10 protein-coding genes are annotated in these 16,703 nt (G+C 43.5%); 5 read left to right on the top strand and 5 right to left on the bottom strand.

The genetic code is table 11. The features are described from left to right. The first annotated feature begins 7 nt into the window (after positions 1–7). From BMW86_RS03875 to BMW86_RS03860, 4 genes are all read left to right on the top strand, one after another. On the top strand, positions 8–847 hold the full coding sequence (locus tag BMW86_RS03875; protein WP_143056476.1) for a hypothetical protein: 840 nt from the start codon (positions 8–10) through the stop codon (positions 845–847). Between the two features lie 103 nt (positions 848–950). Then, complete coding sequence (locus BMW86_RS03870) at positions 951–1,793, top strand: glycoside hydrolase family 16 protein (protein WP_218149112.1); 843 nt, start codon at positions 951–953, stop codon at positions 1,791–1,793. Then, on the top strand, positions 1,790–3,208 hold the full coding sequence (locus BMW86_RS03865) for a glycoside hydrolase family 30 protein (RefSeq protein ID WP_089779140.1): 1,419 nt from the start codon (positions 1,790–1,792) through the stop codon (positions 3,206–3,208). Before BMW86_RS03870 ends, BMW86_RS03865 begins: the two co-directional genes overlap by 4 nt. A 5-nt stretch (positions 3,209–3,213) precedes the next feature. Next, on the top strand, positions 3,214–4,644 hold the full coding sequence (locus BMW86_RS03860) for a glycoside hydrolase family 30 protein (RefSeq protein ID WP_089779138.1): 1,431 nt from the start codon (positions 3,214–3,216) through the stop codon (positions 4,642–4,644). 48 nt (positions 4,645–4,692) lie between these two features. On the opposite strand, the gene BMW86_RS03855 is transcribed toward BMW86_RS03860, so the two are convergent. The 4 genes from BMW86_RS03855 to BMW86_RS03840 all read right to left on the bottom strand — a co-directional run bounded on the left by BMW86_RS03855 (position 4,693) and on the right by BMW86_RS03840 (position 11,593). Continuing rightward, positions 4,693–6,312: a RagB/SusD family nutrient uptake outer membrane protein gene (locus tag BMW86_RS03855; RefSeq protein WP_089779136.1), complete on the bottom strand. Its 1,620-nt coding sequence runs from the start codon at positions 6,310–6,312 to the stop codon at positions 4,693–4,695. 18 nt (positions 6,313–6,330) lie between these two features. Next, entirely contained in the window at positions 6,331–9,618 is a 3,288-nt protein-coding gene (locus BMW86_RS03850) for a SusC/RagA family TonB-linked outer membrane protein (RefSeq protein ID WP_089783546.1), read from the bottom strand. Between the two features lie 217 nt (positions 9,619–9,835). After that, positions 9,836–10,972: a FecR family protein gene (locus BMW86_RS03845; protein WP_089779134.1), complete on the bottom strand. Its 1,137-nt coding sequence runs from the start codon at positions 10,970–10,972 to the stop codon at positions 9,836–9,838. Between the two features lie 81 nt (positions 10,973–11,053). Next, positions 11,054–11,593, bottom strand: coding sequence for an RNA polymerase sigma factor (locus BMW86_RS03840; protein WP_143056475.1), 540 nt, complete (start codon positions 11,591–11,593; stop codon positions 11,054–11,056). 129 nt (positions 11,594–11,722) lie between these two features. Between BMW86_RS03840 and BMW86_RS03835 the strand changes: the two genes are divergently transcribed. Continuing rightward, the gene (locus BMW86_RS03835; protein ID WP_089779129.1) at positions 11,723–12,682 is read left to right on the top strand and encodes a glycoside hydrolase family 43 protein; all 960 of its coding nucleotides are present in this window, start codon (positions 11,723–11,725) and stop codon (positions 12,680–12,682) included. A gap of 34 nt (positions 12,683–12,716) precedes the next feature. Here BMW86_RS03835 and BMW86_RS03830 read toward each other — a convergent pair whose 3' ends face one another. Continuing rightward, positions 12,717–16,064: a PA14 domain-containing protein gene (locus tag BMW86_RS03830; RefSeq protein WP_089779127.1), complete on the bottom strand. Its 3,348-nt coding sequence runs from the start codon at positions 16,062–16,064 to the stop codon at positions 12,717–12,719. Between the last annotated feature and the right edge of the window lie 639 nt (positions 16,065–16,703).

The raw sequence follows: 16,703 nt of genomic DNA, 5'->3' as shown, positions 1-16,703 counted from the left end.
ATTCAGAATGAAAAATATTTGCTTCATTGCAATAGCTGTAATCATATCATCTTGTTCACCGGAGTCTTCATCCAAACAACTGGGCCCTTTACCTACGGCTTCTTTTACTGTGACGCCGATGGAAGGTAAGCCTTATAAGATGATTGTAAAAAGCACAACTAACGGCGGATTTTTATGGCGCTGGAACTATCGTGATACAAGAGTAGCCGTACGTGAAACGGATACACTGAGTTTCGCAAAACAAGGTGAATATCCTATTCAGTTTACCGTATTTACAGATGGTGGTTATGCCACTACTTCTCAGAATGTAACCGTTACCGCAGATGCTCCTGTGGCTGATATCCTGAAAGGTGGTGATATGGAAGCGGGTAGCGAACAATACTGGACATTGTTAAATACAGGCGGTACGCAAACATCTATCCAGGTTACAAATGGTGTGATGCAGTTTGGTAATACAGGTGATTCTAACGGTGCTATCTACCAGAAATTAAAGGTAATCCCGGGAAGGGAATACACTTTTTCCGGTGATGTAAAAGGTACTGGTGCTACCAATACCTGGTTTGAAGTATATTTCGGTACAAAGGCACCTGCACAGGGATCTGATTACTCCGGTACCGGTGTAACCAAATACATTGCTTTGAATACCTGGTCTGGTTGCGGGTTGGTGCCATTTGATGGTAACCTGGCAGAGATAGGTTGTGATGGTGATGGTAAAGGGAAAGGCGGTACGATGGTATTCGCTGGCAGCGATACCACGGTTTACATGGTGATCAAAGCGGGTAGTGCCGGTGGTAACCTGGGAACAGGTATTACCCTGGATAATGTGAAGTTCATGGAAGAACAATAGTTTTTATAACCTATGCAAACTTTAGAGGCTCCGTAGGAGTTACGTGTTTGTAGAACACATAGCTTCTGCGGAGTTTTTTGAGTCTGCTTATAAAAGATTTAAGATGAGAGTATTATTTCTGTTGCTGGGATTGAGCATAATGGTATCCTGTTCAGGCAAAGGAGCTGCCGGTACTGATACAGTAGCGCCACAGGGGCCTGTAGATAAGGGCTGGACCTTTGAATCAACACCTGTATGGACCGATGAATTTGACTATACAGGTTTACCCGACAGTACAAAATGGGGCTATGATATAGGTGGTAGTGGCTGGGGAAATAATGAGCTGGAATATTATACCAATAGCATAGATAATGCAGGAGTAGCGAATGGCTTATTAACCATTACTGCTAAAAAAGAGGCGAAAGAAGGAAAAAATTATACTTCAGCAAGATTAGTAACAACGAACAAAGGAGATTTCCTCTATGGCCGTATAGAGGTAAAGGCAAAATTACCTGCAGGCAGAGGTACCTGGCCGGCTATCTGGATGCTGCCTACAGACTGGGCATATGGAGACTGGCCAAAGTCTGGTGAGGTGGATATCATGGAGCATGTAGGATATGATCAGGATGTAATCCATATCAGCTCTCACACTGAAGCATATTACTTCAAAATCAATACGCAGAAAACAAGTACAAAGAAGATAGTAAACGCCACAACTGCATTCCATTTATACCGGATGGACTGGACGCCTTATGCCCTGCGCGGATATATAGACGATCAGTTGATTTTCCAGTTTGCCAATGAAGGCAAAGGATATACAGTATGGCCTTTTGATAAAAGATTTCATCTGTTGCTGAATGTAGCTGTAGGAGGAGACTGGGGTGGTGCTAACGGTGTGGATGATACGATTTTCCCTACCGCTATGCAGATAGATTATGTAAGAGTCTATAAAATGATTAACAAATGAGCAACAAATTAATCGCCTGCATAGCAACCCTGTTTGTAGCATGCAGTTCTAAAGGTGGCGGTAATGAACCTGTTATACCCATAGACCCACCGGTAAAAGCTTCTGATGTAGCGTTCTGGTTAACCAATCCCGACAAATCAGTATTATTAAAAAAACAGACAGTCAGCCTGATATTTAAAGACACCATAAACATCTTTCCTACCATAAAAGTAGATGAAACGAAAACGTATCAGTCTATAGATGGTTTCGGATATACGCTCACCGGTGGCAGTGCTTCTTTAATAAATGCGCTGGCACCTGCTGTGCAGGATGCTTTGCTGAAAGAGCTTTTCCTGGCAGACAGTACATTCATTGGGGTGAGTTATCTGCGGATCAGTATCGGAGCTTCCGATATGAGTGCAACAACATTTACGTATGATGATGTGGCTTCCGATACTACACTGCAACAGTTTAGTATTGATAAAGAAAAAGCAGATCTTATACCGGTACTGAAAAAGATCATTGCTCTGGCACCCAATATTAAAATCTTAGGCTCTCCCTGGTCTGCTCCGGTATGGATGAAAACAGGGGGGAGTTTTGTGGGTGGTAGCCTGAAACCGGAATATTACGCAGCTTATGCACAATACTTTGTAAAGTACATACAGGCGATGAAGGCAGAAGGTATTACGATAGATGCCATCACTCCGCAGAATGAGCCTTTACATGGTGGTAATAACCCCAGCATGGTGATGCAGGCTGCTGAACAGGCCAGCTTCATTAAAAACAACCTGGGACCTGCCTTTAACGCAGCAGGTATCAGCACAAAGATCATCGCTTATGATCATAATGCAGATCGTCCGGATTACCCTGCTGCTGTGTTGGGTGATGCCGCTGCTTATCCTTTTGTGGATGGCTCCGCTTTCCATTTGTATGGTGGTGATATCAGTGCCTTAACACAGATCCATAATGCATTTCCTGACAAGAATGTGTATTTTACAGAGCAATGGGTAGGTGGCCCCGGCGACTTTGCCAGCGATCTTAAATGGCATGTAAGCACACTGATCATAGGAGCAACCCGTAACTGGAGCAGAAATGTATTAGAATGGAACCTTGCTGCTGACCCATCTTACAAACCACATACAGATGGTGGCTGTAGTACCTGTCTGGGTGCATTGACAATCACCGGTAGTGTTTCCCGCAATGTTTCTTATTACATCATTGCGCATGCAGCTAAATTTGTTCGTCCTGGTTCTGTAAGGATTGGATCGGAGTTTACCAGTCAGCTGGAAAACGTAGCTTTCAAAACACCAGACGGAAAAAGAGTACTGATCGTATTAAACAGCGCGGCTGCTCCGCAAACGTTTAATATCCAGTCTAACGGTAAGATAGTAACCACTACACTGAATAATGGTGCCGTAGGCACATATATCTGGTAATTATTATGAAAAAGATTGTTTTAATTGGTTTGTTGCTCGCTTCTTATGCTGCTAAAAGCATGAATGTAGCAGATACGACCATCACCGTTTTTACAACTGCAGAGAATACCAAATTAAGACTCACCGAAACGGGTAAACTGCATTTCAAACCCTCTAAACAACCCATGGAAACTGAGGTCTGCATCTTTGTAGATCCTGCTAAAAGTTTTCAGACCTTAACGGGTATTGGTGGCGCGCTGACAGATGCTTCTGCAGAGACCTTTGCCAAATTACCAAAGGACAAGCAACAGGAATTATTACAGGCTTATTATAACCCGGTAAAAGGTATTGGATATACGCTGGCAAGGACCAATATCCAGAGCTGTGACTTCTCCAGTGATACTTACAGTTATGTGGCAGAGCATGACAGCCTGTTAAAGACTTTCAGTGTACAACACGATCAGCAATACCGTATCCCTTTCATCAAAGCTGCTATTGCAGCTGCCGGTGGGAAGTTAACGCTGTTTGTGAGTCCATGGAGTCCTCCTTCCTGGATGAAAGACAATAACAACGTATTACAGGGTGGTAAACTGCTGCCTGAATACTACCAGACCTGGGCTAACTTTTTCGTGAAGTTTATCCGTACGTATGAAGCGCTGGGTATTCCGGTGTGGGGTTTGTCTGTGCAGAATGAACCGATGGCTAAACAGAAATGGGAGTCCTGTATTTATACTGCGGAAGAAGAACGGGATTTTATCAAAGGGTATCTTGGACCTACTTTGCAGAAGCAGGGGATGAGCAGTAAGAAACTCATTGCCTGGGACCATAACAGGGACCTGGTATACCAGCGTGCGAGTACTATTCTAGAAGATCCTGCGGCTGCTAAATATGTATGGGGGATTGGTTATCACTGGTACGAAACCTGGACCGGCAGTGATATGCAGTTCGGGAATGTACAGAAGGTAAAAGAATCTTTTCCTGGTATGAACCTGTTATTTACAGAAGGTTGCATAGAATCTTTTAAACGTGAACGTATCAATGAATGGTTTATAGGAGAGAGATATGGTTATTCTATGGTGAATGACTTTAATAGCGGTACTGTTGCATGGACTGACTGGAATATTTTACTGGATGAAACCGGTGGTCCTAATCACGTAGGTAACTTCTGTTTTGCACCTGTGCATGCAGATACTAAAACCGGGGAGTTAATTTATACGAATGCTTATTATTACCTGGGGCATTTTTCTAAGTTTATTCGTCCCGGTGCAAAACGTGTGATCAGTTCATCAAATAGAACTCAGCTACAGACCACTGCTTTTCTGAATAAAGATGGAAAGCTGGCTGTTGTTGTATTAAATCTTACAGATAAAGAAATACCTTATCAATTGTGGATTAAAGGTAAGGCAGCGCCTACCGTTAGTTTACCGCATTCGATAGCTACGTTAGTAGTAGAATAAAAAAAGCCTTCAGGATGATCCCTGAAGGCTTTTTCTTTACAATATAAACTATTGTTTATCCCACCACAGTCTCGTTCCTCCATTATCTGCACCACCCAGTAACTGGATCGCTTTATTCACTTCAGTTGGATTCGTATTATACTCATTCTGCGGGAATGGTAAACGTCTGATCTGTACATCTGTACTGATAGTACCACCACTGTTATTGTTTACAACAGGGAACAGTTTAGGATAACCAGTACGGCGATATTCTGTCCAGGCTTCCTGTCCTTCGGGGAACATAGCAATCCATTTCTGCGTAATGATACGCTCCATTTTATGATCGGTATCAGCCGCATCATCCCATTGAATCCTGATATCAGAAAGTGCATTGATATTATTCGCTGTATTCTTTGGATCTTTATAAGCAGCAGGTTTACCTGCAGTATCGCTTACATAATTTCCAACAGCAGCACCCCACTGGGTCATTGAGGTATTAATACCCTGTTCATACAGTGTTTGTGCTGTACCACCTGCATTCGACCAGTTGCGCACCGCAACTTCTGCACGTAAGAAATATACTTCTGCTGCTGTCATGATCTGTACAGGAGTAGTCAGCGAAAAAGAAGGACTTCCATCTTTATAATTGATGCTGGAGTAACCTACATAATCATCTTTGGAATTAGATCCGGTAATACTACCAATACGGATACCTACATATTGAGCAGGAAAAGCATCATCTGTAGATTTGTCAAAATATTTACTGGTACGGGGATCATTATACCCTGTCATATAAGATACAATAGAAGCACCTGCTCTGGTATCAGCCCAGTTCTGTGCTATAAATACCAGCGGATTGGTAAGACCTGCACCAACCATTTTAACCGTCATATTAGCATCATTAGAAGTAATCACACCACCATTAGCGGGATCAAGCGCTTTCTCTGCCTGTGCTTTAGCTGTAGTAGGATCTGCTTTAATAATATGCATGGCTAAACGCAAACGTAATGAGTTGGCGAACTGTAGCCACTTAGTGAAATTCCCACTGTAAACAAGATCAAAGTTGGAAAAATTGAAAGGGAGAGTATCTGCCCCGCTGAGATAAGTACGAAGATTAGTAGTAGCAGAATCCAGTTCCAGGAAGAAACGGTTGTAAACATCCTGCTGACTGTCATACGCTACATTAGTTTTAGAACTACCAGCCTGGCTGTAAGGAATAGGGCCATAGATGTCTGTAAGGCGGCTCATCCCAGCCACCTGTACGATCTGTGCCACTGCCCATACCGCAGGGAAATTCTTATTTACACCATTGTTCCGCAACTTACGGATAGGGGACATAATATTGAGATAACCTACTTTAAAAGGTTCCCCGTTCCATCCGTTTACAAGGAAATAATTCAGGTTATTCAACCCACCGTTAAAAGGAGTAGGAGACATCATATAACCTGAAAAGCAGTCAGCATTCAGATTTTGTTGTAACTGGTAAGAGTTGGGATCACCACCGCCGGAGAAGTTGATGATAGACATTTCCGCAGTTTTAAGATAAGCCCCCAGATCGTTAAAATCAGCACCCAGCTGACCATTGGAAAGACCAGTATTATCCGTGTTGTATCGTTCAAAGTTTTTTGTACAGGCACCCAGCAGCAAAGCAAGTCCTAATGCACAAAGAGATATATAATAGCGTTTCATTTTTCTCGTTTTAGCAAATTAAAAAGTAGCATTCAGTGTCAATCCATAACTGCGCGTAGCCGGTGGCATAAAGATGTCAACACCGGAAAGTCCATTCGCTGTAGACATCGTCAGCTCAGGATCAAATGGCGCTTTCTTGGAGAAGTAAAACAGGTTACGTCCTGCAAGGGACAGCTTTAATGCTTTCACAAAAGTGTTCTTCACAGGTATGGTATAACCCAGTGCTACCTCACGTAAACGTACCGTGGTAGCGCTGTACATGTATTCACTGGAAGCAGCTTCACGTCCGCCGATAGTGGTATACCATTTCTGCGCATCTACAGTGCTTACTGCATTACCGTTAGGATCTACACCATTTACTTTTACACCACCTGCATTACGGGCATCACCGGTTACTTTGGAAACACCGTACTGGTCCATCATGGATTGGGTGACAGACATTACTTTACCACCAAATTTGCCATCTATGAGTAATGACAGGGTGAAATCTTTATAGGCCAGGTTGTTATTCCATCCCAGTTGCCATTTCGTGTTGGCATTACCGAGATATACGAAGTCTCCCCCCTGTTTGAGAGGATTGCCATTGGCATCTATCTTCACACGGCCCTGTGCATCATGTTGTAATACGGTACCATAAATATCACCGTAAGATCCACCTACTGAAAATTTGGAAGCATAGTTAGAACCTGATGCACCGCTTATTGTAAAGCTGTTGATACCAGGTGCCAGTTCCAGGATCTTATTATCATTCATCGCATAGTTAATACCGGTATTCCATTTCAGTTTACCGTCTTTCAGCACATCATATTTGATGATAGCTTCAATACCCTGGTTCTGGATATTACCTGCGTTGATGTAGTAAGAGTCATAGAAAGATGCATTGCTGGCAGCAATCTGCAATGTCTGGTTTTTGGTATTGGTTTTATAGTAGGTAATATCTGCACTCAGACGGTTCTCGAAGAAACGCCATTCTGTACCAAATTCGATAGACACTGTTTTCTCAGGTTTCAGATCTGTGAAAGGCGCTACGTTATTACCTATGATTCCACCACCTGCGCCAATAGTATTCTGTGCAGGGAAGGTCTGGTAAGCCAATGGTGAGTTACCCACCTGTGCATAAGAACCACGTACTTTGGCAAAACTGATAGCTGAAGGCAGATGGGCTAACTGACTCAGGATGACATTAAGACCGGCAGAAGGGTAGAAGTATGACTTGGTAGGCGTATATGCCAGGTTGGATGACCAGTCATTACGGGCAGTCAGGTCGAGGAATGCCCATTCTTTATACGAAATGTTTGCACTACCAAACACCGACTGGAACTGGCTATGATTTTCCTGTAAGGTGCCTGAATTGGCAGCATTGATATTTTTGAAGTTCTGGATGGTAAAGATATTAGCGTAGTAAAGTCCATCCTGACCAGAATTGAATTTCTCGCCACCTGTTTTCACATCGCGGATACTACCACCTAAAACACCGGTAACCCTGATATCTTTATTTACCGGGATATTGAAGTTGGCTAATAAATCACCATACTGCTGATTGGTAGTAGTGTTACTATACACATATACACCATTGGCAGGAGAGAGGGTAGCGATGGTACCGGCATATATTTTCTGCTCGTACACATCATTGATCCTGTCTATACTTCCTCTTGCCTGAATGCTTAACCACGGAGATACTTCATATTTCAGGCTGGCATTCATCAGCAGGCGGTTCCTGTTTAAGGAGTTAGGATTACGGTTTACGATCCACCATGGGTTCTGCTGAACGTCTTCATTGAAAGGCCAGTTCTGTACTTTCAGATAATTGCGGGCAGGATCTGCCACCTCATAATTATTTTTATACTGCTGCAAATCCAGTCCGCGCGGGAATAGGTACAATCCTGTTAAGGGATTAAAGTACAGACCGGTAAGCGGTGTATTATCAATCGTCTGCGTCACATAGTTTACATCCGCTTCAGCCGTTAATTTATCATTCAGGAAATGTCCGGTTTCTTTGAAGCTAAGGTTGTTCCTGCCCAGTTTATTCTTTGGTTCAATGCCTTTGGCAGAGGTGTTGGCATAAGAAAAATACGTTTGCATTTTATCTGTACCACCAGCCAGGCTGATAGAGTTGGTAAGGGTTGAGCCTGTCTGGAAGAAAGAAGACAGGTTATCCTGTGCCCCGGAAATCTTAGCTCCCCAGCTTTGTGTTTTACCAGTACCCGTTTGTCCGTAACTGTTCTGGAAAGAAGGTTTGTAAGCCACCTGGTTAAGGGTAAGGCTGGAAGAGAAATTGATCTGCGTATGACCGGCTTTACCACTTTTCGTAGTGATGAGGATGACACCGTTTGCACCCTGACTACCATACAATGCTGCTGCAGAAGCACCTTTTAATACAGAGATGCTTTCGATATCTTCCGGGTTCATGTTGGAGATAGGATCTCCGCCATCGTAAGCACCACTACCACCATAAGCACTGTTAGGCTGAGTGCTGAGCGTATTGTTCATCGGCACACCATCTATCACGTACAAAGCCTGGTTGCTGCCTAATCCTGATTTATTACCACGTAAAATCACTTTAGCAGAACCTCCCACACCGGAAGAACTGGAAGAGATGGTCATACCTGCCACTTTACCATTCAGGGTATTGATCAGGTTAGGGTCTTTTGCTTTGGTGAGTTCCACACCGCTCACCTGTTGGGTAGCATAAGTGATGGATTTCTCTGAACGTTTAATACCCAGTGCGGTTACTACCACTGTACCCAGTTGTTTATTGGATTCGGTTAGTGCAACAGACAGAGTAGTATTACTGCCTATGGGTACTTCTTTAGTTTCAAATCCCAGGTAGCTGAACACCAGTATATCGGTGCTTTCTGCCTGTAAGGTGAAATTACCCTGATCATCTGTCAAAGCACCACGGGTAGTCCCTTTTACCTGCACACTTACATTCGCCAGCGGACGACCGGCAGCATCTGTCACCTTCCCCTGTATAGGGGCAGTAGGCTGTACCGCGACTACTTCCTTTTTTGCAGCCCTGGGGCTGATCACGATTATTTTGTCTACAATAGAATAGGCGAGGGGCTTGTTCTTCAGACATTTGTCCAGTACTTCCTGTAAGGCAGCGCTTTTTACATCGAGGCTGATAGTACCGGTACCCTGCAGGAGTTTTTCATCGTAAACAAACTCGTATCCTGTTTGTTTACTGATGGTATTGAACACCTGATAGAGGGAGAGGTTCTTACCTGTAATGGTAACTGTTTGAGAAAAAGATCTGGCGCTCAGGTTTAATGAGAGTACCAGTGTGAGAATGGCAGTTAATTTCATAACCATCAATAGTTTACTGTGTACAAATCCACTCCTTTCAGGGGATTTGCATGTAACGCGTAGTTCCATACTTTTGTGTTGTTGGCTTAATAATCGATTTTCAAACGTTAAGGAAATTGGAGCCATCTTTTGCCGGGCCCTGATTGCAGTCGGGGTCCGGTTTTTTCCAGGCCGTGGATTTATTTCTTACGTGGTCATAACTGGAAATTTTTAATTGTTAATGTGGTATTACTGTAATCTTATTACCCTTTACTTCAAAATGTACCCTTTGTGTGGTTTCCAATGCTTTCAGTAGTTTGTCTGCGTCTTCCCTCCTGGAGATCACACCCGTCAGGTCTATATCAGAAACATCTCCCTGGTAACTCACATCCATATCATACCAGCGCGATAACTGCCGCATGATGGCTTTGATATTGGTGTTCCTGAAACGGAATTTCCCCTCTTTCCAGGCCAGGGTTTGTTCCAGATCTGCCGGTGTAATCACAAATTGTTTGTCCTGTGCCGACAGGCTGGCCTGTAATCCCGGTTTAAGTACACTGCTCTGACCGTTGTGCGTCAGTTGCACAGCACCTTCTACCAGGGTGGTCTTCACAGCCTGTTCATCATTGTACGCCATGATATTAAAGCTGGTACCCAGTACTTTTACATCTATATCATTCACCCGCACACTAAAGGGCTGACTGGCCTGCTTCGCAATTTCAAAGTACACTTCACCAGTAACCTCTACCAGTCTTTCCTTGCCGGTAAAGGCTGTAGGGAAGCGGATACTGCTGGCGGCGTTGAGCCATACCCGGCTACCATCTGCCAGTGTAAGCTGGTACTGGCCACCATGAGGCGTCATCACTTTGTTATACATCACTGCAGATGTATTGCCCTGCGCCTTATAACTAAGATGGCCATTGGCATTCATCACCTGTGTATTACCCTGTTGGGCAAGGGTGCCTGTACTGGCGCTGTCTAAAGGCACAACGGTCCCATCGGCGAGGGTGAGCATAGCCTTTGTAGCTCCGGGAGTTAAAGCATGGTGTTCAACTTTGGCTGTAACTACAGGTTTCTTTTCCGGTAAAGTATAGATGCCCACTATGATCATCCCGCCTGCCAGCATGGCTGCAAGGGCGATGTAACCTCTTTTCCTGCTACGCGGTTTATCCGCCTGGAAGATGGACATTAACATCCCTTCTTCATTCCAGCCTGCATCCGGTACTTCACTATGTAAAGCAGCCAGTATATCTGCTTTAATAGCTTCTGCATGCTCATCGTCCCCTACTTCCCGCAGCAGGCGAAGGCATTCCTCCTCACTGATCTCGTTATTCTTATACTTTTCAAGTAATAGCTTTATTTCTGACGTTGTCATAAACAATACATTTGGCAGCGGTAGATACGGAGTAAAGACGAGCGGTAAAATCAAAAGGAGTATCGGGGCAGAAAATATTTTTTAAGAAAGACGCTGTTTGATAAAAGTGCGCACAGAGGACATAGCTAGTTGCATCTGTTTTTTCACAGTATGGATAGAAATATTAAGGTGATGGGAGATCTCTTCATTGCTGAAACCCTCTTTCCGGGCTACATACACCTTTTTACGTTCGGGGGGCAGATGGGAAACAGCCTTATCCAGCAGGTTTTCATATTGATGGTCCTGAACACGGTAATCGGCATCATCCACAGCGGTAGGCTGGTGATGGAACAGGTAATCATAGGCTTTGCTGCGTACGGCCTGTTTTTTAAAGGAATCGTATATATGGTTCCTGGTGAGGATAAAGAGGTAGTCTTCGAAATTGTTGATAGAGGGCATAGTTTCTCTCTTCAGCCATACTTTAAGAAAGACTTCCTGTACTATTTCACGTGCAGTAAGGGTGTCTTTTACGTAAAGCATAGCCACATCAAACACCTGTTTGCTGTATTTATTGAAGACAAGTGTATACGCAGATTCGTCTCCCCTGGCGATCTGCTTCATCAATTCCCGCTCCTCTGGCAATAGTCCTTATTTTTGAATGCTATATTAAAATTAAGCACAAATTTCAATACTGCCCGAATTTGTAATGACAGACGGTGTTGGGAAAAGAAAACTGCTATTACTATCTTGCAAGCTTAAACTGGAAATATTATGAGCAAGGCGCTAACGCTCCTGTTGTTAATTGCTTTATGTCATTCTGCTGATGCACAGCAGAAAAAGAGGTCCGGCAACCCTATTGTCCAGGGATGGTATGCCGATCCGGAGGCCGCTATTTTCGGTAAGCAATACTGGATTTATCCTACTTTTTCAGACAGATATGAAAAACAGGTATTTTTTGATGCCTTCTCCTCCCGCGACCTGGTAAACTGGACCAAACACGACCATATCCTGGATACGGCTGCTGTGAAATGGGCTAACAGGGCTATGTGGGCGCCTGCTATTGTGGAAAAGGAAGGTAAGTACTATTTCTTCTTTGCAGCAAATGATATCCAGAATAATGATGCTAAAGGTGGGATTGGTGTAGCAGTGGCAGATAGTCCGGCTGGTCCTTATAAAGACTACCTTGGTAAACCATTGATAGATAAGTTCCACAATGGGGCACAACCGATAGATCAGTTTGTATTTCATGATAAAGACGGACAGTATTATATCATTTACGGTGGCTGGCAGCATTGCAACATTGCAAAACTGAGTACTGATTTTAAAACGGTAGATACTGTTTTTAATGAGATTACACCGTCCGGATATGTAGAAGGCCCTTTTATGTTTATCAGGAATGGTAAATATTATTTTATGTGGTCTGAAGGGGGATGGGGTGGCCCGGATTATTCTGTGGCTTATGCTATCGCCGATTCTCCTGCCGGTCCTTTTAAGAGGATAGGTAAGATTTTACAGCAGGATACAGCTGTGGCAACCGGCGCAGGACATCATTCTGTAATTAATGTACCGGGTACAGACCGCTGGTATATTGTTTATCACAGACGGCCTTTAACAGAGACGGCTGCTAATAACAGGGTAGTATGTATAGATGAAATGCATTTTGATGAGAACGGGTTTATTATCCCGGTGAAGATTACAAAAGAAGGTGTAAAAGCAGATAAACTAAAATAAAGAAATGGCTCAGCATTAACTGAGCCATTTCTTTTTATTTCACAAATTCCCTCGTCACATTTTTATCTCCCTGCATAAACTGCAATGTATATACCCCTGAAGGCAACTTTGACACATCTATCGTCTGTGAAGACGCTTTCAGCATCATCACCTGCCGGCCGGCCATATCAAAGATCCTGATAATACCACCTGTTACAGGTTTGGACGACTGGATATGTAATTGTTTATCCACAGGATTCGGATACAATACAAATGTTTCATTTACTAAAGGATTTTTCACGGCAACAGTCGCCAACGTTAGTGTTCCCACTAAATCCATCCCCACATCTATTTTCTGTCCGCCGGTTGTCTGATTACAATGTACCGCAATCACGTTATTCGCATTAGGGCGAATGGCATTTAACGCCGCATCAAAGAGCGGGACGTGTACATATTCAGTTACAAACTGCCGGGTTTTGCCGGCATAAATACCATTGATATAAACTTCCGTTTCCTCGTCATGGAACATCTTAAACACCAGTTTTTTTACCTGTGCAGCAGTAAGATTGCCCGGGTTGAAAGTCTTTCTGAGCCAGATATCGTTGCTGGTCCAGGATGTACCATAAGGGGCAAGTGTACCAAAAGGAGCAGTGCCGGTAGACCATGCTGCATCACTATACGTTTCTGCATACCAGTTACTGGCAGGGGCAGTGGTGGTATATTTCCAGGATTGTGAAACAGGAAGTATAGTGGTATACGTTGGTTTAGAACCCGGTATAGCATTAGCGGCCGCCATCAGCTGCTGATCTACTTTTAAGACTTTTCTGTCATAAGTATAAAACCCGTTGATTTCACCTTCCTGATCTGCCAGCTCTGTGTAAACAGATGCAGACATACCATGTGTTTTCTCAAAATCGCTCAGATAATAGGCATACTTTTTAAACTCATACAATACTTCTTCACCGCTATAGGCACGAAAATAATAGAATTCATTAGTGGTATAAGTATGGCCGGGTATGGTGAGTCCAACACCGCCGTACTCTCCGCATATCACTATTTTAGAAGCATTTGCTTCATAACCGGGATTGGGATAAGCGTGTGTATCCCATATATGTCCCACATTATAATGGTTCCAGCCACTGGCCGCATTTACAAGCCGGCTGGGGTCTAAACCGATGGCATACTGAGTTAGGGTTTCTGTATCATGCTGGCCCCATCCTTCATTAAATACAATCCACATGCAGATAGAAGGGTAGTTGTAACACTTATTGATCAACTGGGTCAGCTCATTCTTAAAGATTAGTTTACCGGCATCAGAAGGATCGACAAAGGCCCTTAAAGAAGGCATATCCTGCAATACCATTATACCCAGCTTATCTGCCCAGTAGAACCAGCGGGCAGGTTCCACTTTAATATGTTTGCGGGTCATGTTAAAGCCCAGGTTCTTTGTATTCAGCAGATCGTTTTTCAGCGCTTCATCTGTAGGAGCGGTATAGATCCCGTCTGGCCAGAAGCCCTGGTCCAGCGGACCTTTTAAGAATAAAGGCTGGTTATTCAGGAAGATTTTATTAAACCCGTCTGATGATCCCATACTTACTTTACGCATCCCGAAATAGCTATTCACGCTATCGAGGACGGTGGTGCCGCTGTTCAGCGTAATAGCCAAATCATAGAGGAAAGGATCGGTAGGGGACCATAAATGCGCAGCTGGAATGTTAATAGTAAGAGCAGTATTGGCGTTGCCGATAACCATTCCGGTAACAACAGCACCGTTTTTAGCAGTAGCCGTGACAGTAAGGCCACTGGTATTGCCACTCACGTTTACGGTTAGTTTCAGCTGACTGGCATCTACATCCGGTGTGATTTTGATATCGGAGATAGTGGCCGTGTTGTTCACCGGCTCCAGCCATACGGTTTGCCATATGCCGCTGGTAGGGGTATAGAAGATCCCGCCCGGCGTAACGGTTTGTTTCCCTATAGGCTGGTATCCGTTTGCCGCTTCATCTGTAGGGTCGTATACCCTTACGGTAATCGTTTGCGTGCCACTGGGGTTCAGGTAAGGAGTAATATTGAAAGAGAAGGCATCATAACCGCCCTGGTGAGTGCCTACGCTCTGGTTGTTCACAAAAACTTCTGTTTCCCAATCGACTGCTCCAAAGTTGAGCATGATCTTTTTACCGCTCCAACTGGCAGGCAGGGTGAATTTCCTTTTATACCACAGACGGTTGCTATGTTCCATTACACCGGAAAGGGCCGATTCAACAGGGTAAGGAACGAGAATACTAAGCGGTAGGTTGCTGGTAGGCAGGGCTTCTCCCGCTGTACCTTTCTTGTATTGCCATACGCCGTTTAGGTTAAGCCAGTCGGGGCGTTGGAGTTGTGGTCTTGGATATTCTGGCAGGGCATTCGTTGGGCTTACCTGTGAGGCGTAGTTCGTCATCAGTTTAGCCTGTTTCATCTGCCAGGGAGTTGTTACATTCTGCGGGAACAGCTGGCTCTGGGGAAGTATTTCCCTGGCCTGAGAGGCGCTGGCCCATTCCAGTTTAATATTGGCGCCACCGTAGTCATCGAAGTATTCTACTTTGATTTCGTATAGCTGGTTGGCGTTGAGTGTAATCTGACCGCTATAAGTAACGTTGAAATCATTGAGCCATTTATCTACTACTAACACGTTATTGATCCAGATACGCCGTCCGTTATCCGAAGTAATATATAAAGTATAGTTCTCTGTATAGCGAGGCAGGATGTAGCCGGTCCAGCGGGCGCTGAAGGTATCAACATGGACCCCATCACCAGGAGAGCCATACCCCCAGTCGAAATTAACGGCAGCGTCTGTACGGGATAATACTTTGTTTTCAAAATTGAGTCCGTTGTAGTAATCAACGCTCAATCCGGAGCCATAGGTGGTAGAGAAATACAATTGAGAAGCAGGTACAACCTGTTTTACCTGGGAGGGGCTGGACCATTCAAACTTAATATTGGCGCCGCCGTAAGCCTCAAAGTATTCGATGCGGATATCGTATTTCTGGTTGGCTTTAAGGGCTATTTGTCCGGAATAGGTAATATCCCAGTCATTGACCCATTTATCTACTACCAGTTGATCATTGATCCATATTCTTCTGCCATTATCTGAGGTAATGTAGAAGGTATAGGTTTCATTGTAAAGGGGTTGGATCTGTCCTTCCCAGCGGGCACTAAAGCTGTCTGCATTTACTCCGGACAGGGGAGAACCGGTACCCCAGGAGAAATTAACGGTGGCATCCGTACGGGAAGCTACTTTAGTTTGAAAATCCATTCCATTGTAATAGGTAGCGAGCAGACCGGTACCTGATTGTGCAGATACGTGGAGCTGACAGATGAGCAGCATGAAGCTACAGCATAGGGTGAATGCATGTTTGGCCATTGTTACGGGTTATTTATGAGGGTGAATAAATGAGCGTTATTGAAGAACCATAGGAGGGATTTATTCGTTTATATAATATTGGGTTAAAGGGTTTAGCAAAAAAGGGTCTTCAACAATATAAGAATTAATAACATATTTATTACTAATATGGGTGGGATAAATATTTAATAATATTAACTTGCAATAGACTAAAAATTTAACCTTTATTTCACAAGCTTTTTTTGGTTGATTAAGTTACTTGATAAGGAGAATACAAAGAAAAGTGAGATAAAGCGTATATACTGCCAGTAGTTGTTAAAATAGTATTTGTTTAACCTATTAATAGGTTATATCTATGTACCACTTCTTGGCTATTGTACAAAATGTTAAAATTTAGTACTTTGTGTTAGAATAACAGTGAACGTATTTAAGAAAGCAGAATAGAGCTTGTTGTGTTAAACGTATATCTCAGGAAAACATGTCATTGAATTTATTGAACTATTGAATCTTTATTAGGAAGTAACTTATTAATCTTATAGTCACGTAACAGAAAAACACTTCATTTTTTAGGAATAGTACTGGTGTGTGGGGCATTGTAATGGCGCTTGTCATTGTGGATCTACTGAACTATTGAATTTTCAGGAAGTAACCAATAATCTT

The sequence above is a fragment of the Chitinophaga sp. YR573 genome, assembly GCF_900110995.1.
Classification (GTDB): domain Bacteria; phylum Bacteroidota; class Bacteroidia; order Chitinophagales; family Chitinophagaceae; genus Chitinophaga.
This window is presented reverse-complemented; position numbering and strand designations above follow the sequence as displayed.